The organism is Streptomyces sp. AM25, assembly GCF_058146165.1.
The window spans coordinates 110,970-130,503 of record NZ_JBKIWN010000008.1 but is presented as its reverse complement, the minus strand read 5'-3'; the positions used below and the strand labels follow the sequence as shown (position 1 = coordinate 130,503).

At 73.3% G+C, this 19,534-nt stretch carries 18 protein-coding genes; 5 read left to right on the top strand and 13 right to left on the bottom strand.

Annotated features, from left to right (window positions below; translation table 11 throughout):
- Positions 1-51: 51 nt before the first annotated feature.
- The 12 genes from moeZ to ACLHRZ_RS12180 form a co-directional block, all read right to left on the bottom strand.
- Positions 52-1,230 (bottom strand): adenylyltransferase/sulfurtransferase MoeZ, encoded by a 1,179-nt coding sequence (gene moeZ, locus ACLHRZ_RS12235; protein ID WP_490418385.1) that lies wholly within the window; start codon positions 1,228-1,230, stop codon positions 52-54.
- 84 nt (positions 1,231-1,314) lie between these two features.
- On the bottom strand, positions 1,315-2,130 hold the full coding sequence (locus ACLHRZ_RS12230) for a spherulation-specific family 4 protein (RefSeq protein WP_490418384.1): 816 nt from the start codon (positions 2,128-2,130) through the stop codon (positions 1,315-1,317).
- On the bottom strand, positions 2,118-3,032 hold the full coding sequence (locus ACLHRZ_RS12225; RefSeq protein ID WP_490418383.1) for an NAD-dependent epimerase/dehydratase family protein: 915 nt from the start codon (positions 3,030-3,032) through the stop codon (positions 2,118-2,120). Before ACLHRZ_RS12225 ends, ACLHRZ_RS12230 begins: the two co-directional genes overlap by 13 nt.
- Before the next feature lie 43 nt (positions 3,033-3,075).
- On the bottom strand, positions 3,076-4,080 hold the full coding sequence (locus tag ACLHRZ_RS12220) for a hypothetical protein (RefSeq protein ID WP_490418382.1): 1,005 nt from the start codon (positions 4,078-4,080) through the stop codon (positions 3,076-3,078).
- Positions 4,077-5,639: a DUF3492 domain-containing protein gene (locus ACLHRZ_RS12215; protein WP_490418381.1), complete on the bottom strand. Its 1,563-nt coding sequence runs from the start codon at positions 5,637-5,639 to the stop codon at positions 4,077-4,079. The genes ACLHRZ_RS12220 and ACLHRZ_RS12215 overlap by 4 nt, the downstream gene beginning before the upstream one ends.
- A gap of 165 nt (positions 5,640-5,804) precedes the next feature.
- Positions 5,805-7,433: an ABC transporter ATP-binding protein gene (locus ACLHRZ_RS12210; protein ID WP_490418380.1), complete on the bottom strand. Its 1,629-nt coding sequence runs from the start codon at positions 7,431-7,433 to the stop codon at positions 5,805-5,807.
- The gene (locus ACLHRZ_RS12205; protein WP_490418379.1) at positions 7,430-8,428 is read right to left on the bottom strand and encodes an ABC transporter permease; all 999 of its coding nucleotides are present in this window, start codon (positions 8,426-8,428) and stop codon (positions 7,430-7,432) included. The genes ACLHRZ_RS12210 and ACLHRZ_RS12205 overlap by 4 nt, the downstream gene beginning before the upstream one ends.
- Positions 8,425-9,420 (bottom strand): ABC transporter permease, encoded by a 996-nt coding sequence (locus ACLHRZ_RS12200; protein ID WP_490418378.1) that lies wholly within the window; start codon positions 9,418-9,420, stop codon positions 8,425-8,427. Before ACLHRZ_RS12200 ends, ACLHRZ_RS12205 begins: the two co-directional genes overlap by 4 nt.
- On the bottom strand, positions 9,417-11,135 hold the full coding sequence (locus ACLHRZ_RS12195) for an ABC transporter substrate-binding protein (protein ID WP_490418377.1): 1,719 nt from the start codon (positions 11,133-11,135) through the stop codon (positions 9,417-9,419). Before ACLHRZ_RS12195 ends, ACLHRZ_RS12200 begins: the two co-directional genes overlap by 4 nt.
- 126 nt (positions 11,136-11,261) lie before the next feature.
- Positions 11,262-11,354: an Ms4533A family Cys-rich leader peptide gene (locus tag ACLHRZ_RS12190; RefSeq protein ID WP_390776393.1), complete on the bottom strand. Its 93-nt coding sequence runs from the start codon at positions 11,352-11,354 to the stop codon at positions 11,262-11,264.
- 260 nt (positions 11,355-11,614) lie between these two features.
- The gene (locus ACLHRZ_RS12185) at positions 11,615-12,766 is read right to left on the bottom strand and encodes a DUF3152 domain-containing protein (protein ID WP_490418376.1); all 1,152 of its coding nucleotides are present in this window, start codon (positions 12,764-12,766) and stop codon (positions 11,615-11,617) included.
- Positions 12,759-13,745, bottom strand: a complete 987-nt coding sequence (locus ACLHRZ_RS12180) for an alpha/beta fold hydrolase (RefSeq protein ID WP_490418375.1) — start codon at positions 13,743-13,745, stop codon at positions 12,759-12,761. Before ACLHRZ_RS12180 ends, ACLHRZ_RS12185 begins: the two co-directional genes overlap by 8 nt.
- 140 nt (positions 13,746-13,885) lie before the next feature.
- On the opposite strand from ACLHRZ_RS12180, the gene ACLHRZ_RS12175 reads away from it, so the two are divergent.
- From ACLHRZ_RS12175 to ACLHRZ_RS12160, 4 genes are all read left to right on the top strand, one after another.
- On the top strand, positions 13,886-14,107 hold the full coding sequence (locus ACLHRZ_RS12175; protein ID WP_490418374.1) for an Rv3202a family protein: 222 nt from the start codon (positions 13,886-13,888) through the stop codon (positions 14,105-14,107).
- A 168-nt stretch (positions 14,108-14,275) separates the two neighbouring features.
- Positions 14,276-14,929 carry a TetR/AcrR family transcriptional regulator gene (locus ACLHRZ_RS12170; protein WP_490418373.1) on the top strand — a complete coding sequence of 218 codons (654 nt, stop codon included), beginning with the start codon at positions 14,276-14,278 and terminating at the stop codon, positions 14,927-14,929.
- 156 nt (positions 14,930-15,085) lie between these two features.
- A complete protein-coding gene (locus tag ACLHRZ_RS12165; protein WP_490418372.1) occupies positions 15,086-15,313 on the top strand; it encodes a DUF3107 domain-containing protein in 228 nt (75 codons plus the stop codon).
- Positions 15,314-15,481: 168 nt separating this feature from the next.
- The gene (locus ACLHRZ_RS12160) at positions 15,482-15,760 is read left to right on the top strand and encodes a hypothetical protein (RefSeq protein ID WP_490418371.1); all 279 of its coding nucleotides are present in this window, start codon (positions 15,482-15,484) and stop codon (positions 15,758-15,760) included.
- Between the two features lie 55 nt (positions 15,761-15,815).
- On the opposite strand, the gene ACLHRZ_RS12155 is transcribed toward ACLHRZ_RS12160, so the two are convergent.
- Positions 15,816-16,550: a ferritin-like fold-containing protein gene (locus tag ACLHRZ_RS12155; RefSeq protein WP_490418370.1), complete on the bottom strand. Its 735-nt coding sequence runs from the start codon at positions 16,548-16,550 to the stop codon at positions 15,816-15,818.
- 520 nt (positions 16,551-17,070) lie between these two features.
- On the opposite strand from ACLHRZ_RS12155, the gene ACLHRZ_RS12150 reads away from it, so the two are divergent.
- Positions 17,071-19,488: a DEAD/DEAH box helicase gene (locus ACLHRZ_RS12150; RefSeq protein ID WP_490418369.1), complete on the top strand. Its 2,418-nt coding sequence runs from the start codon at positions 17,071-17,073 to the stop codon at positions 19,486-19,488.
- The last annotated feature ends 46 nt before the right edge of the window (positions 19,489-19,534 follow it).

Here is a 19,534-nt window from a genome sequence, read left to right as displayed (position 1 = left end):
CGGGGAACTGCGCGAGCAACCACGACGAGCCCGCAGTCGACGTACCGCGGCCTAATACACCGGCTTTTCCGGTTCGATCTGGTTGACCCAGCCGATGACGCCGCCGCCCACGTGAACCGCGTCGGCGAACCCGGCGGACTTCAGGACCGCCAGGACTTCCGCGGAGCGGACACCCGTCTTGCAATGCAGGACGATCCGCTTGTTCTGCGGCAGGTCCTGGAGGGCGGTGCCCATCAGGAACTCGTTCTTCGGGACCAGGCGCGCGCCGGGGATGGAGACGATCTCGTACTCGTTCGGCTCGCGGACGTCGATGATGTCGATGTCCTCGCCGTCGTCGATCCACTCCTTGAGCTGCTTCGGCGTGATCGTCGAACCCGCCGCGGCCTCCTGGGCCTCCTCGGAGACGACGCCGCAGAAGGCCTCGTAGTCGATCAGCTCGGTGACCGTCGCATCGGGGCCGCAGACCGCGCAGTCGGGGTCCTTGCGGACCTTGACCTGCCGGTAGGTCATCTCCAGGGCGTCGTAGATCATCAGGCGGCCGACCAGCGGCTCGCCGATCCCGGCGAGCAGCTTGATGGCCTCGTTGACCTGGATCGAGCCGATCGAGGCGCACAGCACGCCGAGCACGCCGCCCTCGGCGCAGGAGGGCACCATGCCGGGCGGCGGGGGCTCGGGGTAGAGGCAGCGGTAGCAGGGGCCGTGCTCGGACCAGAACACCGAGGCCTGGCCGTCGAAGCGGTAGATCGAGCCCCACACGTACGGCTTGCCCAGCAGCACGCAGGCGTCGTTGACCAGGTAGCGGGTGGCGAAGTTGTCCGTCCCGTCCACGATCAGGTCGTACTGCGAGAAGATGTCCATGACGTTGTCCGCCTCCAGGCGGCCCTCATGGAGCACCACGTTCACGTACGGGTTGATGCCCAGCACGCTCTCCCGCGCGGAGACGGCCTTGGGGCGGCCGATGTCGGACTGGGAGTGGATGATCTGGCGCTGCAGGTTCGACTCGTCGACCTCGTCGAACTCCACGATGCCCAGCGTGCCCACGCCCGCCGCCGCCAGATACATCAGCGCGGGCGAGCCGAGGCCGCCCGCCCCCACGCACAGCACCTTGGCATTCTTCAACCGCTTCTGCCCCGCCATCCCCACATCCGGGATGATCAGGTGACGCGAATACCTGCGAACCTCGTCAACGCTGAGCTCGGCAGCCGGCTCAACCAAAGGTGGCAGCGACACGGGAACTCCGTAGGTCGGTCGGACATGCGGCTACGTCCCCGCGGCTGCGGGGCGTACGTTCCCGTAACACTGCCACGCCCGGTCTCATTCCGAGACACCAGGTCCGATGCGCGAGACGATCTCGTCCCAGTAGCCGGGCAGGGACTCCCAGGGGTCCACGCGCACGAAGGTCAGCGGGGCCGCCCGGCCCGTGCGGGTCACCCGGCGGGCGCGGCCGGTCCGGCTCGCGTGGTTCGTGCGGTCGGTGAAGAAGACCGTGCCCGCGCCCTGCCAACGGGCTATCCGCATCGCCTCGTCGAGGTGCGGCCGGGGCACCCCGTGGACGAGGTGGCAGAAGCGCTCGGGCGGATGGTCCGCGGTCCACTCGGCGGCCTGTGACCAGCGGTAGCCGGACCAGGGGCCCGTAAAGGTCACCAACTGGTCGGCGAGGGAGGCGTATCCGGGGCAGGGGTGGGTGCCGTGCAGCAGGACGAGGTGGGTGCCGTCGCGCAGGGTGCGCAGGGCGCCGGCGGCGCGGCGGGTCTCCCGCAGACCCGCCGCGTCGGCCGGGCAGCGGCCCAGCGCGAATCCGTCGACCTTGTACCAGTTGAGGAAGCGCTGTGCGTCCGAGAGGAGTTCGCCGAGCGGGCGCGTGCCGGCGGCCAGGTCCACGTGGCCGAGGAGCCGCACGCCCGCCTCCCGCAGCGGGGCGGTGGCCGCGCGCCAGTACGGGTCCGGGCGGCTGCCGGGGCCGCCGCCCGCGCCCCCGAGCACCACCCAGTCCAGCGGCAGGCCGGCGCGCTGCAGGCCGCCCCACTCGGCGGGCGCGACCAGCGGGTGCGCGAAGCCGGGGACGCCCAGCCGCAGCGGGGCCTTGCCGGTGGCCGGCGAGCGGCGCTGCCCGGAGGTCAGATGCGACACGCGGCCTCCATCCAGATGTCGGCCAGCGACTCCTCCAGGCCGATCCGGGGGCGCCAGCCCAGCCGGTCGCGGGCGGTGCGCACGTCGGCCTGCTGCCAGGCGCCGCAGCCGTCCGGGTAGGGGTAGGCGGGCGGGGTGCCCAGGTGCGGGTCGTCCAGTTCGTGCAGGGCGCCGCCGAAGCCCGCCACCCGGGCCAGCAGGGTGGCCGCGTCCCGCAGCCGCACCGCGCGCCCGGTACCGATGTTGACGGCGCCCTGGGCGGCGGACAGCGACGCGGCGTGCACGGCGCGGGCGACGTCGCGCACGTCGACGAAGTCCCGCTGCACGCCGAGGCCGGTGAGCTTGAGTTCGTTGTCCCCGTTCTGCATGGCGCGCCGCATGGCCTCGGCGAGCCGGCCCAGCGGGGAGCCGGCGGGGGTGCCGGGACCGACGGGCGAGAAGACCCGCAGCACGATGGCGTCCAGGCCGGAGCCCAGCACGAGTTCGGTGGCGGCGAGCTTGCTGACGCCGTACGGGCCGCCCGGGCGCGGCACCGCGTCCTCCGCGGTGGAGGAGCCGGGCTGGGAGGGCCCGTACTCGGAGGAGCAGCCCAGCTGTACCAGGCGGGCGCCGCAGCCGCTGCGGCGCAGCGACTCGCAGACGGTGGCGACGGCGACGGTGTTGTGACGGGCAAGGTCGCGGGCGCCGCCGCGGGTGGCGCCGGCGCAGTTGATGACGACGCCGGGATGGACGGCGTTGAGGAAGCGGGTGAGCGCTCCGGGGCTGCCGGTGGCCAGGTCGAAGCGGACGTCCGCGTCGTCGCCGCGGCCGAGCGCGGTGAGCTGGACGGCGGGGTCGGCGAGCAGGCGGTCGGCCACGAAGCGGCCGAGGTAGCCGTTGGCACCGAGCAACAGGACCCTCATCGGTGTTGCCCTCGCTCTCGCGCGCTGCGGTGGGGGTGGACGGTCATGTTCCTTGCTCCTCTGAGTGGACGGAGGCCCGGGACAGGGCGGGGACGGCGTGGACCAGCAGGGCGAGGGCCGGCAGGACGCACGCGGCGAGCGGTATGGCGACGGGCGTGCAGGCGCCGGCCGCCCAGCGCACCGGCCATCCGAGGGCGTCACAGCCCGGCAGGCGCGCGGCGAGGAGTGCGCACAGCGGTACGGCCTGGGCCGCACCGGCTGCGAGGGTGGTGTGGACGGCCGCCCTGGTCTGTCCGTACGCGGCGAGCAGCCGGGCGAGGAAGAGCAGGCATCCGAGGGCTGCGACGAGGGTGTAGGCGGGGACGGGCGCGGGGCCGGCCGGTGCCGCGGTCCCGTCGTCGGGCAGGGCGGAGCGGGCGGACCACAGGAAGAGCAGCAGCGCACCGAGGTACAGCACGACGGCCGTCAGCAGGACGGGCCGTACGCGGGAGCCGAACTCCTTCAGGCTGCGGCTGGTCCGCAGGGCCCGGCGGGCGCGGCCGGCGAACCAGTGGGCGCAGCAGGCCGCGGGCACGACGGCGCACGCGAGGGCGAGCCCGGCGGGTGCGGCGGCGGCGAGCAGGGCGCGCACGCCGGTGCCGCGGGCGCCGTGCAGCAGCACGGTGAGCGCGCGGTCGCCGGCGAGCCCGGAGGCGAGCAGCCACAGCCAGGCCAGGGTGCCGGTGACGCCCCAGTCGGCAGGGAGCGCTGTGCAGGGGCCGCGCCTGTCCTCCTGTTCGCCGACGGGTGCCACGGTCGGGGGGAACTCGCCGTGTTCCACGCGCGCGTGGAGCTCCTCGGCCAGGGAGAAGACGTCGCGGTGGCGGTACTCGGCGGCCTCGCGGTCGCCGATGCCGCGCGCCTCCAGACCCGCGGCGATCTCCCAGGGGTCGACGGCACCGGCGCACAGGGCGTGGTGCTGCTGGAGGAGCGTCTTCACCGGGTCGGCCGGTGCGTCGGCTATGCCGACGGGGCCGGGGGCGCTGCCGTCGCGGAGCGATCTGGTCATGAGCGGCCCGCCCAGGTGGGCGAGGCGGAGCGGGGGGAGCGGGTGAGCGGCGGCCGGTCGCCGGCGGCGTGGGCGAAGGGCACGGACGGGTCGGGGGCGGGGTGCTGGACCGGGGCGCGGGAGAGGACTTCGAGGTAGAGGGCGCCGAAGGAGGCCACGTTCTGTTCGCCGGTGAAGAGCTCCAGCGCCCGGGCGCGGGCGGCGGCGCCCAGCCGGGCCCGGCGCGCGGGGTCGTGCAGCAGGTCGAGGCAGGCCCCGGCGAGGGCGCCGGGGTCGCGCGGGGGGACGACCAGGCCGGTGCCGCCGATGACTTCGCGGACGGCGCCGGTGTCCGGGGAGACGGTGGCGCGGCCGCAGAACATGGCCTCGGCGAGGGCGGCGGGGAAGCCGTCGGCCGTGCCGGCCAGGAGCACCACGGAGGCCGTGGCGAGGACGTCGGGGCCGCCGTTCCTGTCGTGGGTGACGCCGTCGACGGCCGGTGCGTCCTCCGCCGGGTCGCCGACGAGGTGCAGCCGGACGCCCGGTTCGGCCTCGCGCAGGGCGGCGAGGGCCTCCCACAGGTGGGGTTCGGGCGGGCCGCCGACCCAGACGAGGTCCCCCGTTGCCTGAACGGCACGGGAGGTGCCCCCATGCCCGCCGGGGTCGGGGGCGCCCTCGCCGACCTCCTCGTAGAGGCTCGCGTCCATGCCCGGGTAGACCGTGCGCAGCCGGGCCCGGTCGGCGCCGCAGTGCTCCTGCCAGCGGCGGGCCTGTCCGTCGCCGGAGGTGACGAGCGCGGCCCGGTCGTAGACGTGGGCGGCGAGCAGCCGGTGGAAGGAGGAGAGCAGGGTGCGGACGGCCGGGGTGGGTCCGACGGGGCCGTCGAGGTAGTACTCGCGCAGGCCGACCTCGTACTCGCTGACGAGCAGGGGGATGCCGAAGAAGCGTTTGGCCAGCAGGCCCGGGAGGGCGGCGGGCCCGGCGGAGGTGGCGTGGCAGAGGTCGACGCCGGAGAGGCCGCGGTCGCCGTCGGCGGTGCCGTACCAGTCGAGCGAGAGCGGTCTGAGGGCGCGTTCCAGGAGGCCGGAGACGGCGAGCAGGTCGGTGACGCGGGCCCCGTAGGCGGCGGGTTGTGCGCCGGGCGCGCGGCAGGCGGTCTCCAGGGCCCGCAGGGCCTGTTCGGAACGGAGGGCGGCGGCGAGCCCGCCTTCGTCGCGCGCGAGGTCGGCGAGGCCGCCCAAGCCGTCGGCGAAACGGTACGCCTGGTCGCCCGGCAGGGTGATCGCCGCCGCCAGGTCGCCGAAGTGGGCGCCGAAGCGCCGGCGCTGTTCGCGGCCGTACGCGCCGTAGGCGCGCCCGGCGCACCCCGGCGCGGGGCCGCCCCACAGGGGTGCCGCTCTGACCCGCCGGACGTTGCCCGGCAGCGCGTGCCAACCGCTGTCCTCCTGACGGGCGCTGCGGCTCAGTGCGTAGAGCTCGAAGTCGTGCTGGCCGAGGCCCCGGACCAGCCCGTCGCACCACTCCCCGCCGTCGCCCGCGGCATACGGATACCCGCCCTCGGAAAGCAGTCCCACACGCACGTGCGCACCCCCGCCTCTCCTTCGTGGCCCTGTCGGAAGCCACCGCCGAACGGCAGCGGGAGCACGCTATGCGGGCTGCACGGTGGCGCGATGGACGGTTGTCCGTCGCGCCACCGGAAGGGGTGAACGGGAGTGACTTTCGGGCAGACGGGACGTTGCGGCGCGCTATGCGGATGCGCCCTGCAGGGCGGTGCCGTCCTCGGTGCCGAGGCGGGGCACGGCGGCCAGCAGGCCCCGCGTGTAGGCGTGCCGGGGGTGCTCGTAGACGGCGTCGGCCGGGCCCTCCTCGACGATCCGGCCGCCCTGCATCACGACCAGCCGGTCGCTCACCTGACGGACGACGGCGAGGTCGTGCGCGATGAAGACCAGCGTCAGTCCGAGGTCGCGCTGCAACTCGCCCAGCAGGCGCACGACCTGAGCCTGTGTCGTCACGTCGAGCGCGGAGACCGGCTCGTCGCAGACGATGAGCTTCGGCTCGGGGGCCAGGGCGCGGGCGATGCCCACGCGCTGCCGCTGTCCGCCGCTGAACTCGTGCGGGTAGCGGTGGTAGGCGTCCGGGTCGAGCCCGACGCGCTCCAGGAGTTCGCGGACGCGCGCCACGATCGCCGCGTCGTCCAGCTTCCCGGCGGCGCGCAGCGGGTCGGCGATGGACTCGCCGATGCTGCGGCGGGGGTTGAGCGAGGAGACGGGGTCCTGGAAGACCATCTGCAGCTCGCTGCGGAAGGGGCGCAGTTCGCGCTCCTTGAGGCCGCCGACGGAGCGGCCCCGGTAGCGCAGTTCGCCCCCGGTGGGGTCCAGCAGGCGCACCAGCATCCGCCCGAGCGTGGTCTTGCCGCTGCCGGACTCGCCGACGACGCCGACCGTCTCGCCGGCCCGCACGGTCAGCGTGACGTCGTCGACGGCGGTCACGGCGTGCCTGCCGCGCCCGAACTCCCGCCGCAGGCCGGTGGCTTCGAGGAGGACGGAGTCGTCGGTGGCCGGAACCGGTTTCGCCGATCGGCGCACGTTCACCCGCGGGACGGCCGCCAACAGGGCGCGCGTATAAGGCTCGCGCGGTGCCTCCAGCACGTCGCGCACCGGCCCGTGCTCGACGGCCCGCCCGTCCTTCATCACGAGCAGGTCGTCGACGCTGCCGGCGGCCACGCCCAGGTCGTGGGTGACCAGGATCAGGCCCATGCCGGTCTCGGCCCGCAACTCGCCCAGCAGGCCCAGGATCTGGGCCTGGACGGTGACGTCCAGGGCGGTGGTGGGCTCGTCGGCGACGAGCAGCCGGGGCTCGCAGGCGAGGGCCATGGCGATGAGGGCGCGCTGGCGCATGCCGCCGCTGAACTCGTGCGGGCGGGAGCGGGCGCGGCGGGCCGCGTCCGGGATGCCGACCCGGTCGAGCACCTCGGCTGCACGCTCGCGGGCGGCGCGCCGCGAGGCGCCGGGCCGGTGGACCCGGTACACCTCGGCGATCTGGTCGCCGACGGCCTGGTAGGGGTCGAGCGAGGACAGCGGGTCCTGGAAGACCATGGCCGCGACGCCGCCGCGGATGCGGCGCAGCCCGGCCTCGTCCGCGGCCTGCACGTCGTGGCCCGCGACCTGCACGGACCCGCCGACCTGCGCCCCGGTGCCCCGGTGCAGGCCCAGCAGGGCGTAGGCGGCGGTGCTCTTGCCGGAGCCGGACTCGCCGACGATGCCGAGCGCGCCGCCGGGCGCGAGCGTGAAGGAGAGCCCGTCCACGGCCCGGGAGGCCCCGTCCCCGGCGGGGAACGCGACGGAGAGGTCCGTCACGGAGACCAGCGGCGTCATCGCAGGGCCACCCTTCGGTCGGCGACGGCGTACAGCACGTCGGCCACGATGTTGGCGAGCACCACGGCGGTGCCGGTGACCATCACCACGGCGACGACGACGGGGATGTCGATGGTCTGCGTGGCGTGGACGAGGAGCTGTCCGAGCCCGGGGAGGCCGAAGAGCGTCTCGGTGAGCACCGCGTTGCCGAACATCGAGCCGAGGTCGACGGCGGTCAGCGCGATGACGGGCGGCAGGGCGCCGCGCAGGGCGTGCCGTCCGACGACCGCCCGCTCGGTCAGGCCGTACGCGCGGAAGGTGCGGATGTGGTCCTCGGCGAGGGTCTCCAGCATCGAACTGCGCGTGAGCCGGGCGTACTTGGCCGATTCCAACAGGGCGAGCGCGGCCCAGGGCAGCGCCAGGTTCCAGGCCCACTGCTCCGGGTCGTCGCCGAGCGGGACGTAGGTGGGGAACGGCAGCCACTCCAGGTAGACGCAGAACAGCATCAGCAGCCCGAGTCCCGTGATGAACACGGGTGTCGCCGTGCCGGCGAGCGTCAGCCAGGTCAGCACCCGTTCGGTCGCCCCGCCGCGGCGCAGCGCGGAGAGCAGGCCGGTGCCGATGCCGAGCAGCAGCCACAGCACCATCGCGCCGAGGGCGAGGGAGGTGGTGACGGGCAGCCGTTCGGCGAGCAGGTCGGTCACCAGCTGGTTGCTCTGGTACGACTGCCCGAAGCAGGGCGCGGTGCAGTGCAGCACGCCGGTGCCGGTGGAGTAGTCGTGACCGGCGACGAGGCCCTGCAGGAAGTGCCAGTACTGGAGGTAGAAGGGGTCGTCGAGGCTCAGCTGCTCGCGGACCTGGCGGAGCTGCTCGGGGTTGCAGCGTGGACCGCAGGCGAGGCGTGCGGGGTCGCCGGGGGCGATGTAGAACGTCGCGTAGACGACGAGGGAGAGCACGAGGACGACGGCGAGCGCGCCGAGCGCGCGGCGCAGGAAGTATCCGGCGAGGCCGTTCACGCGGCGCCTCCTTCAAGGGACTTGGCCGCCTTGCGACGGCTCCTGCCGACGCCCAGCCGCGAGGCCTCGCGCGGGTCCAGCGCGGCCCGTACGCCGTCGCCGAGCACCGTGAAGGCGAGCACGGTGACGAACAGCAGCAGCGAGGGCATCAGGACGTACGTCGGGTCGGCGCGGAACCACATGGTGGCGCTGGACAGCATCTGTCCCCAGGAGGGCGTGGGGGGCTTGATGCCGACGCCCAGGAAGGACAGGCCCGCCTCGATGACCACGTTGGTCGGCAGCAGGATGGCCGCGTAGGTGATGACGGGCGCGGCGAGCGCGGGCAGCAGTTCGCGCCGGGCGACGCGCCAGGGCGAACCGCCGGTCAGCCGCGCTGCGGTGACGTAGTCAAGTTTTTTCAGTCCGAGCGTCTGGGCGCGCACCAGCCGTGCGGTGGAGCCCCAGTTGAGCAGTCCGATGACGACGATCAGCAGGACCGGGCGCGGGAAGTCCGAGGGCACGACGGCGAACAGGGCGATGGTGAACACCAGTGAGGGCATGGCGACCATCACGTCGGTGAGGTGGCTGAGCACGCTGTCGAGCAGCCGGTTGCCGAGTGCTGCGGCCAGGCCGACGGCGACGCCGATCAGCACCTGGACGACGGTGGCGCCGAGGGCGACGAACAGCGAGATGCGGGCGCCGTAGAGGAGCCGCGCGAACAGGTCGCGTCCGGTGCCCGGTTCGACGCCCAGCCAGTGCTCGGCACCGGCGCCGCCGAAGGATCCGAGCGGCACGCCGCCACGGGCGGAGTCGACGAGGGTGTCGTGGTAGGTGACGGGGTCCTGGCCCTCCAGCGCGGCCAGCAGGGGCGCGCCGAGGGCGAGGAGGACGAGCAGGCCCAGCACGGCGGCGGCCACGAGCGCGCTCTTGCGCGCGCGCAGCCGCCGCCACACCTGCCGGGCGCCGGAGGCGGGGGCCGCCTCCGGCTGCGGGGTGGCGAGGGCGTCCGTCACTTGACCGCGACCTGCGAGACGTCGAGGACACCGGTCCAGTCGCTGATGACGACGTTCTTGACGTCCTTGCCGTACAGCCGCTTGTAGACGGGGTGGAACAGCGGGACGGTCAGGGCCTGTTCGCCGACGGTGCGGTCGAGGGCGCCCCAGCGCTGCGCGGCGGCGTCGTGGTCGGTGATCTTGTTGATCGCGTCGATCTCGTCGTTGACCTTGGGGTCGTCCAGGCGCGCGGTGTTGAAGTTGGCGCCGTCCTTCACGATCTGCCGCCCGTCGAAGACGGGCGCGAGGAACGGTCCGCCGGACGGCCAGTCGGCGCCCCAGTGGGCGAGGAAGAGGCCGGGCTGGTCCTTGAAGCTGTGGACCTTCTCGTCGTAGTCGTTGGCCTCCAGGCCCTCCAGCTTGAGGGTGATGCCCGCCTCCTTGAGCGCGGCCTGCAGGGCCGTGGCGATCTCGGGGCTGGTCTCGAAGTCCTGGGCGGTGGAATGGGTGAGCGTGATCTCCAGGCCGTTGTCGTGACCGGCCTCCTTCAGCAGCTCCTTGGCCTTGGCCGCGTTGCCCTTGTCGCCCGCCGGGAAGTGGTCGTAGGGCGTGTGGCCGAAGGACTTCCGATTCGGCAGGAAGGTGGTCGCGGGCTCGGCGAGCGCGGAGCCGCCGGCGGCGTTGACGACACTGGTGCGGTTGACGGCGTAGGCGACGGCCTGGCGCACCTTCGGGTTGTCGAAGGGCTTCACTTCGGGGTTGAAGGCCAGATAGTTCGTGTAGCCGAAGTGGCCGGTGCCGACCCGGTCCGCGAGCTTCTTGTCGTTGCCGACCTGGGCGAGTTCGGCGGGGCCGAGGTTGGTGTCGGTGGTCACGGCGGCGGCGTCGGGGCCCGCGCCGGTCGACAGCCGCTGGTTGATGACGGCGGAGGAGAGGCCGGACTTCACCTCGATCCGGTCGGGGTAGGCGTGGCGCTCCTTGTCGGTGTCCTCCGACCAGTGGGTGTTGCGCTCCAGCTCCAGCTGCTCGCCGTCGTTGGTGTTCTTGACGACCTTGTACGGGCCCGAGGAGACGGGGTGTTCGGCGTACCTGGCGCCGGTGTCCTTGTCCTTGGGGACGGGCGCGAACTGGGTGGAGGTGGCGAAGTAGGGGAAGTCGCCCTCGGACTTGCGCAGGTGGAAGACGATGGTCTTCGCGTCCGGCGTCTCGATGGAGTCCAGGCCCTTCTTCTCCTTGTAGGGGCCCTGGTAGTCCTCGCCGCCGACCAGCCAGTCGCGCAAGTAGGGGGCGCCGCCGGAGAGTTCGGGGGCAAAGGAGCGCTCGACGCCGTACTTGATGTCGGCGCTGGTGATCGGGGTGCCGTCCTCGTAGGTGAGCCCGTCCTTGAGCTTGTACGTCCAGACCTTGGCGTCGTCGCTCGGTGTGCCGGTGCCGGTGGCGAGGTCGGGGACGACCTTGGTGCCCTCGGCGCCGTCGGCACGGTGCCGGGTGGTGAGGGTGCGGAAGACGAGGGAGGGGATGTTGCCGCCGCCGGAGGTGTAGAGGCGGGCGGGGTCGAACTTGTTCTGCGGCTGTCTGTTGAGGACGGTGAGGGTGCCGCCCTTCTCCGGGGCCGCACCGGCCCCGTTCTGTGCACCGCCGCCGCCCTTGGGGCCGCAGGCCGCCGCGCCTCCGACCAGGACCACGCTGACGGCGGCCGCGGCCACGCGGCGGGATATGACGGATATATGAGGCATGACGGAGGAAGCCTTTCGCGGGTGGGCGAGGAAGGGCGAATGCAGGGAACACCCACGGAAGGCGGTTGGGAAGAAGAGGCGCACGGGAGCGCACGGACCGCCCCCGGGGGAAGGGGGAAAGCGGTCTCAGCGACAGAGGATGTCGGCGACTGCGTGCGCGGCCACGCCGAGCAGAGCCAGCTCGATGCTGGCGTTCTCGGAGGCGTGGTGGTGCGGCATGGGAAGAAGATTGGTTGAAATCCGGCCGACCTGCAAAGCCGTATCAGTTTGCGAGACAAACGGTCTCAATCAACGAAACCCGCGCCCCGAAGGGGCACGGGGAACTGCGCGACCAGCCACAGTCGGCCCGCAGGTCCGGCGAAACGTCTGAGCGCTCCGCGGGAAGTGCAGCGTGTCGGCTGCGGGCTCGTCGTGGCCGATCGCGCAGTTCCCCGCGCCCCTTTGGGGCGCGATCACGTACCGCGCTTCGCCAAGCCCGCCTAGTTGCCCGGGAACGGCCAAGGATTGGCCCGACAAGTCCGCCCGTCCGTTGTCAAGAATTTCGTCTGCTGCATCATCACCGGCGCCAGCGCCCCCTGCTTCTCGCAGGTCTCGTGGTCGTGCCCCAGCCGGTGCCCCACCTCGTGGTTGATCAGCATCTGCCGGTACGCGTGCATCTGGTCGCCGTAGGTCTGCGAACCCTGCGCCCAGCGATAGGCGTTGATCATGACGCGGTCGGTCGCGGCGGAGTCGCAGGAGACGTTGTCCTCGGTGGTGTCCAGGCCGGACTTCGCGCACCAGGTCGCGGTCGTCTGCGGGCCGGCCAGGGTGATGACGAAGTCGGGCGTGCCGGACGAGATGCGTTCGAAGGTGCGGGTGCCGCCGTGCCCCCAGCTGCGGTCGTCGTTGAGGGTGCGGTGCACGGCCGTGGCGAAGAGCGTGCCGTCGAGCGGCAGCCCTCTCTCCACGTCGACGCGGTAGCGCAGGACCTGCCCCTTGCCGGGGGCGCTGTCGTGGCCGCCCATGGTGGCGAACTCGCCCGTCCCCTTGGCGGCCGGATCCAGCGGGTACTTGCGGGACATCTGCTGCTCGTACGTGGCCGGGAGCTCGGCGCCGCCGTTGGGGGTCGGCCGGCTGTCGGAGCGCGAGGCGGCGCCGGCGCCCTGCCGGCCGTCGGTGTCCGCGGCGCGCGCCTGGGCCTTGCTCTCCTGGCCGTCCTCGACCTGCCCGGCGACGACGACGGCCAGCACCGCGGTCACCACGGCGGCGGCCACCCCGGTCACGGTCCGCACCACGCCGCTGCTGCCGGCCCGGTGGGCGCCGCCCGACGACGCGGGGGCCTCGCGGCGCGGCTCGGGCACCGCGACCCGCCCGCTCCCGGCGGGGGTGAAGGAGGCCTCGCCCTTGACGTATCCGGTCGGCCCGCGGCCGGAACCGCCGGAGCCGCCGGTCCCCTGCGCGCGCTGCGATCCGATGACGCCCCAGCCCAGGACGGGGTCGCGCGAGGCTCCGGCGGGCCCTCCGGCGGGCATGCCCGGACCGGGCAGGGGGTCCGTGCCGCGGCCGTCCGGGACGTGTCGGCGGCCCGTGCCGGGGGCGGCGGCAGCCGGCCCGTCGGCGGGCCGGTCCGCTCGTGCGCTGTGTTTACCCACGGGGCGGGGCGCTCCGTCCAGTCGTCGTGGCGGTGTCCGCGAGGAGCTCGCGGAAGGCGCGTGCCACCGCGCCGGGGTCCTCCATCATGGCGATATGTCCCGACTCCAGCAGTGTCAGCAGGCGCGAGTCGCGGAATGCCGCGCTCGCCCGCCGGGCCATACGGTACGAGACGAGCTGATCGCGCATCCCGTACACGAGCAGAGTAGGGGCAAGAACCCGTTCCGCCTGGCGCCACAGCGAATGCTGCCCGCCCAGGGTGTACGCGTCCACGATGCCGCGCGCCGAACGCGTCATCACGTCCCAGAAATAGGGGAGTTCCAGCCGCCGCTCATACTCCTCGACCGCCAGTGCGAACGCCTCCGGCGTCACCCGTGCGGGGTCGCCGTAGGTGAGCGCGAGCAGTTCACGCGTGCGCTGCTCCGGGCTCCAGTCCCGGGTGGCCTTGGCGAAGAGGGAGACGACGCCCGGCACGGCGAGCAGCCCGGTCGGCAGGGCCGTGCGCTGCGGACGCAGTTCCGGCAGGGCGGGCGAGACCAGGGTGAGCGTGCGGACGAGGTCCGGCCGGACGGCCGCCACGCGCGTGGCGATGGCGCCGCCCATGGAGTTGCCGACCAGGTGCACGGGCCCGCGGCCCGAGGCGTCGAGGTACCGGATGGCCACGCGCGCGTACCCGGTGATCGAGTAGTCGCCGTCCTGCGGCGGCGGTGCGTCGCCGAAGCCCGGCAGGTCGAGCGCCTCGCCGTCGACCGTGTCGCCGAGCGCCTCCATGAGCGCGGACCAGTTCTGCGAGGATCCGCCGAGCCCGTGCACGTAGAGGGCGGGCGGCAGCCCCGTACGCACGGGCGGCCGGGAGCGGACGGTCAGCGTGACGCCGGGCAGGGTCACCGTGCGCAGCTGCTCGCCGTCGGCGATCCACGACGGCCGCGAGGGCGGCACGACGGGGACGGCACGGGCGTGCGACGACTCGGTCGATGACATGCGGGCAATGTTACGAGACGATCACGCCGGGGCCTCTGTGGCGGGGGTCACAGATCGCCTGGCGGTACGGGGCCGGGTCTCCTAGGCTCGTACCAAGGAGTACGAGGGCGCACATCCTGGATGCCGGAAAGAGGTTCCGCATGCCCGTGGACCCGACCGATCCCGACACCTTCGAGGACGAGGACACCACCGCGGCGGAGTTCGACGTGGAGGCCCCCGAGGCGGACGCCGCCGAGCAGCACGCGGACGTCGCCCCGCAGCGGGACGAACCGCTGGAGCACATCGATCCGGACACGGCGAACGAGGCAGACCTCGCCGAACAGGCCCGGGTGGTGGAACTCGACGAGGACGACTACCGCTGACCCGCAGCCGTCACGGGCGGCGCGGAGTGTGATTTTTCGGGACTTTGTTGGCTTCCCACAGCGTCCGGGAGGCGAAATTCTCCGCTCCGACCACGCACGGCCCGGTTACCCAAAAGTACGATGGCGGGCGCGGCGTGGGCCGTGCACAGAACAATCATGGGAGGCGGCGTGACAGCCATCGAGCAGACCGAGGCGCGCCCGCGAGGCACGCGCCTGCCGCGCCGAGCCCGACGCAATCAGCTCCTGGGCGCCGCCCAGGAGGTCTTCGTGGCCCAGGGCTACCACGCGGCGGCGATGGACGACATCGCCGAGCGGGCCGGGGTCAGCAAGCCGGTGCTCTACCAGCACTTCCCGGGCAAGCTCGACCTCTACCTGGCCCTGCTGGACCAGCACTGCGAGAACCTGCTGCAGGCGGTCCGCACGGCCCTGGCCTCCACCACGGAGAACAAGCTCCGCGTGGCGGCCACCATGGACGCCTACTTCGCCTACGTCGAGGACGAGGGCGGCGCCTTCCGGCTCGTCTTCGAGTCCGACCTGACCAACGAGCCCGCCGTGCGCGAGCGCGTCGAGCGGGTGTCGCTGGAGTGCGCGGAGGCGATCAGCGAGGTCGTCGCCGAGGACACCGGCCTGTCCCGGGACGAGGCCATGCTGCTGGCCGTCGGCCTGGGCGGCGTCTCCCAGGTGGTCGCCCGCTACTGGCTCTCCAGCGAGAGCACGGTCCCGCGCGAGACGGCCGTCCAGCTGCTGACCTCGCTGGCCTGGCGCGGCATCGCGGGCTTCCCCAAGGTCGGGCCCGAGAAGGCCGCGTCCGACACTCTCTGACACCGGCGGCCGGTGCGTGTTCGCTGCGAGCGTGCGGGGACCGGCCCTGACCCGCCCCCGTGCCGGGCTAATGTGTGGAACGTACCGGCGCGGCTGGCCGCGCACCCCTCCCCCGGGCCCAGCCAGGGGGACCGCACACCTTCGGAGGGACAGGCCGTGGAGGTCAAGATCGGCGTGCAGCACTCGCCCCGCGAGATCGTGCTGGAGAGCGGGCAGACTGCCGAGGAAGTCGAGCGCCAGGTCACCGAGGCACTCGCCGGCAAGGCGCAGCTGCTGTCGCTGGCGGACGACCGCGGACGCAAGGTCCTGGTCCCGGCCGACCGCCTGGCGTACGTGGAGATCGGCGAGCCCACCGTGCGCAAGGTCGGCTTCGGCGCGATGTGACACCCGAGCACGAACGGAAGGCCCCGGTGCGGAATGCACCGGGGCCTTCGCCGTGTCGTAAGAGGTGAGGGGAGAACGGGACGAGGGTTGCCCGGCACTTCCCCGGGGTAACACCGCTACGACCGATTTGCGCCCCGCTCCTCGGTCATCGCACAGGAGGGTGTGCACATGCTCCTCTGGGAAGCGCTCGGCTCGGTCCTCATCGGCCTCGCCGTCTCCTACGGAGCCCTGCGCTGGCTGCCCGCGCGGTTCGGCCGCTTCGGATCCCGCACTCTGACACTGGCCACGGGGCCGGGCGCCGCGCTCTTCGGCGCCCTGCTGGCCCACTCGGTGCTCGGCCCGGGGCATCTGCTCGCCACCCTCGGGGTATCGCTGGGCGTGGCCGTCGCGCTGCTGTCCCTGCTGCTCCGGCCGTCCCCCCGACCCCGCCGGTCGGCCACGGTCTGAGCCGGCCGGCGCCGGAATCGGGGGGGCGTGCAGGGTGTTCCGCTCACTCCGGCGGTTACGCCGCCAGACCCAGCGCGGCCATCCGCTTGGTGTGCGCCTCGGTGATCCGGGAGAACATCTTGCCGACCTCCGCGAGGTCGAAGCCGTCGGCCACCCCGCCCACCAGCATGGTGGAGAGGGCGTCACGGTCGGCGACCACCCGCTGCGCCTGCGAGAGCGCCTCGCCCATCAGCCGGCGCGCCCACAGCGCGAGCCGCCCGCCGACCCGGGGCTCGGCCTCGATCGCCGCCCGGACCTTCTCGACCGCGAAGGTGGCGTGGCCGGTGTCGTCGAGCACCGCGAGCACCAGCGCCCGGGTGTCGGAGTCCAGCCGCACCGCGACCTCGCGGTAGAAGTCGCTCGCGATCGAGTCGCCCACATACGCCTTCACCAGGCCCTCCAGCCAGTCCGAGGGCGCGGTCTGGCGGTGGAACTCGTCCAGCGCCGTGGCGAACGGCTCCATGGCGGCGGTGGGGTCCGTCTCGATCGCCGCCAGGCGGTCGCGCAGCCGCTGGAAGTGCTGGAACTCGGCGGAGGCCATCTTGGCCAGCTCGGCCTTGTCGTCCAGCGAGGGCGCCAGCTTGGCGTCCTCGGCCAGCCGCTCGAAGGCGGCCAGCTCGCCGTAGGCGAGCGCGCCGAGCAGGTCCACGACCGCGGCCCGATACTGCGGGTCGGCGGAGGCAGTGTCCCAGTTCTGGGCGGCGATTCCGGTGTGCTCTGCGGCGTTCTCGGGCGTCCCGTGCGTCTCCATGGACCGAACGATAGCCCGCCCCGCAACAGGGGGAAGGCCCTGGTCAGCCGGTTCGTCCGGAACCGTCCTGAGGATTGTCCGGACACACATGCGGCTTTCCGGGGTACAGTGCTAGGAGGCCAGCCGACTCTTCGGCAGGCCGCACCCAAGCTGTGTCTCTCGGGAACAGGTCCCCTGAGCTCCAGCGGATGCCCGGTCGGTGGCCCGATCGGCTTCCACAAAACCGACCGCCCTCCCCGCGGTACGCACGAGACGTGCGCACACCTGGAGGGATCCGCTCGCGGCACGTGTGCACGAGTGAAGGCAGTGGTCCCGCGCCACCCGGCCCCCGGCCGGGATCGGTACCCCGGCGCGGTACGTACGACCCCACGTACGACCCCCTTCGCCGCCCCGCGCCGCGTCTCACAGAAGAGGCGAACCGCTGAATTCTCAGCCCACTTTCCGAGACCTCGGGATTCTGCCCGAGACCGCCGAGGCCCTGGAAGCCGTCGGCATCGTCAACCCGTTCCCCATCCAGGAGATGACGCTCCCCGTAGCCCTCGCCGGCTCCGACGTCATCGGCCAGGCCAAGACCGGCACCGGCAAGACGCTGGGCTTCGGCCTGCCCCTGCTGGAGCGCGTCATCGTCCCGGCCGACGTCGAGGCGGGCCGGGCCACGCCCGACCAGCTCTCCGACGCGCCGCAGGCGCTGATCGTCGTCCCCACCCGCGAGCTGTGCCAGCAGGTCACCAACGACCTGCTCACCGCGGGCAAGGTCCGTAACGTCCGGGTCCAGGCGATCTACGGCGGCCGGGCCTACGAGCCGCAGGTCGAGGCGCTCAAGAAGGGCGTCGACGTCGTCGTCGGCACCCCCGGCCGACTGCTCGACCTCGCCGGCCAGAAGAAGCTCAGCCTCGCGCACGTCAAGGCGCTCGTCCTCGACGAGGCCGACGAGATGCTCGACCTGGGCTTCCTGCCGGACGTCGAGCGCATCATCACGATGCTCCCGGCGAAGCGCCAGACCATGCTCTTCTCGGCGACCATGCCGGGCGCCGTCATCTCGCTGGCGCGCCGCTACATGTCGCAGCCGACGCACATCCGCGCCGCCGAGCCGGACGACCAGGGCCAGACCCACGCCCACATCTCCCAGCACGTCTTCCGCGCCCACTCCATGGACAAGCCGGAGATGGTCGCCCGCATCCTGCAGGCGGAGGGCCGCGCCCTCGCGATGATCTTCTGCCGCACCAAGCGGACGGCGGCGGACATCGCCGAGCAGCTCACCCGCCGCGGCTTCGCCGCCGGCGCCGTCCACGGCGACCTCGGCCAGGGTGCCCGCGAGCAGGCGCTGCGCGCCTTCCGCAACGGCAAGGTCGACGTGCTCGTCTGCACCGACGTCGCCGCCCGCGGCATCGACGTCGACAACGTCACGCACGTCGTCAACTACCAGTCCCCCGAGGACGAGAAGACCTACCTGCACCGCGTCGGCCGCACCGGCCGCGCGGGCAAGGCGGGTACGGCCATCACCCTGGTCGACTGGGACGACATCCCGCGCTGGAAGCTGATCAACAAGGCGCTGGAGCTGCCGTTCGACGAGCCGGAGGAGACGTACTCCTCCTCCGCGCACCTGTACGAGCAGCTGAAGATCCCCGCCGGCACCAAGGGCATCCTGCCGCGCTCGGAGCGCACCCGCGCCGGGCTCGACGCGGAGGAGCTCGAGGACCTCGGAGAGCCCGTGGGCCGCGGTCGCGGCCGGGACCGGGACCGCGGGCCGCGCCGCACGGAGGAGCGCCCCGCCGAGCGCACCCGCACGCCGCGGAGCCGCCGCCGTACGCGCAACGGTGCGCCGGTCGCCGCGACGGCGGAGGCCGCCGTGGCCACGCCGGAGACCGTGGACGCAGCCGGGTCCTCCGCCCCGGAGACCCCGGCCCGGCCGCGCCGCCGGCGCCGCACGCGGGGTTCCGCGGGCGCTGCGGTCGCGGAGGCGGCGGTCACCGCGACTCCGGTCGCCGAGGACGTCACAACCGCGGCCCCGGCCGTGGTGACGGAGCCCGAGGCCCCGGCGCAGCCGCGCCGCCGCCGCACGCGGGGCGCCGCCGAGGCCGAGGCGACGGCGGTCACCGCCACGCCCGAGGCCGCCGTCGAGGCCGAGCCGGTCCGGCGCACGCGCGCCCGGAAGGCCGTCGAGGCCGCACCGGCCGTCGCCGGGACCGAGGCGAAGCCGAAGCGGGTCCGCGCAGCGGTGAAGAAGGCCGTCGAGGCCGAGACCGTCACCTTCGAGACGGTCGAGGTCGCGGCGAAGCGCATGCGGGCTGCTGCCAAGAAGGCGGAGGCCCCCGCGGTCGAGACCGCGGAGGTCGCCGAGGAGGCGAAGCCGAAGCGCACGCGCACTGTCGCGAAGAAGGCCGAGGCTGTCGTCGAGACGGCCGAGGCCAAGCCGAAGCGCACCCGCGCGGCGGCCAAGAAGGCCGTCGAGGCCGAGCCCGAGGCGATCGAGGCCGCTGCGCCCAAGCGCACGCGCGCTGCCGCGAAGAAGGCGGAGGCCGCGGTCGAGACCGCGGAAACCGCCGAGGCCAAGCCGAAGCGCACCCGCGCAGCGGCCAAGAAGGCCGTCGAGGCCGAGGTGACCGAAGCCGCCGAGGTCAAGCCCAAGCGCACCCGCGCAACCGCCAAGAAGGCCGAAACGGCGGTCGACGCCGCCGAGACGGCCGAGGCGAAGCCGAAGCGCACGCGTGCCAAGAAGGCCGTCGAGGCCGAGGTGACCGAAGCCGCCGAGGCGAAGCCGAAGCGGACCCGTGCCACGGCCAAGAAGGCCGCGGCCGAGCCGGTCGCCGCCGAAGCCGAGGCCGAGGCCAAGCCGGTGCGGCGCACCCGCGCCAAGAAGGCCGCCGAGGCCGAGCCCGAGGCCACCGTGCCGAAGCCGCGGCGCACCCGCGCGGCGGCCAAGAAGGCCGACGCCTGACAGCCGCCACGGCCCCCGTCACCGACGGGGGCCGTGGCGTATCCCC

Bases quoted from the DNA above. Each gene is read 5' to 3' on its own strand.
- ACLHRZ_RS12210 (WP_490418380.1), bottom strand. From the start codon at position 7,433: ATGACGCCGCTGGTCTCCGTGACGGACCTCTCCGTCGCGTTCCCCGCC.
- ACLHRZ_RS12190 (WP_390776393.1), bottom strand. From the start codon at position 11,354: ATGCCGCACCACCACGCCTCCGAGAACGCCAGCATCGAGCTGGCTCTG.
- ACLHRZ_RS12180 (WP_490418375.1), bottom strand. From the start codon at position 13,745: ATGTCATCGACCGAGTCGTCGCACGCCCGTGCCGTCCCCGTCGTGCCG.
- ACLHRZ_RS12225 (WP_490418383.1), bottom strand. From the start codon at position 3,032: ATGAGGGTCCTGTTGCTCGGTGCCAACGGCTACCTCGGCCGCTTCGTG.
- ACLHRZ_RS12195 (WP_490418377.1), bottom strand. From the start codon at position 11,135: ATGCCTCATATATCCGTCATATCCCGCCGCGTGGCCGCGGCCGCCGTC.
- ACLHRZ_RS12160 (WP_490418371.1), top strand. From the start codon at position 15,482: ATGCTCCTCTGGGAAGCGCTCGGCTCGGTCCTCATCGGCCTCGCCGTC.
- ACLHRZ_RS12155 (WP_490418370.1), bottom strand. From the start codon at position 16,550: ATGGAGACGCACGGGACGCCCGAGAACGCCGCAGAGCACACCGGAATC.
- ACLHRZ_RS12220 (WP_490418382.1), bottom strand. From the start codon at position 4,080: ATGACCAGATCGCTCCGCGACGGCAGCGCCCCCGGCCCCGTCGGCATA.
- ACLHRZ_RS12150 (WP_490418369.1), top strand. From the start codon at position 17,071: ATGACGCTCCCCGTAGCCCTCGCCGGCTCCGACGTCATCGGCCAGGCC.
- ACLHRZ_RS12175 (WP_490418374.1), top strand. From the start codon at position 13,886: ATGCCCGTGGACCCGACCGATCCCGACACCTTCGAGGACGAGGACACC.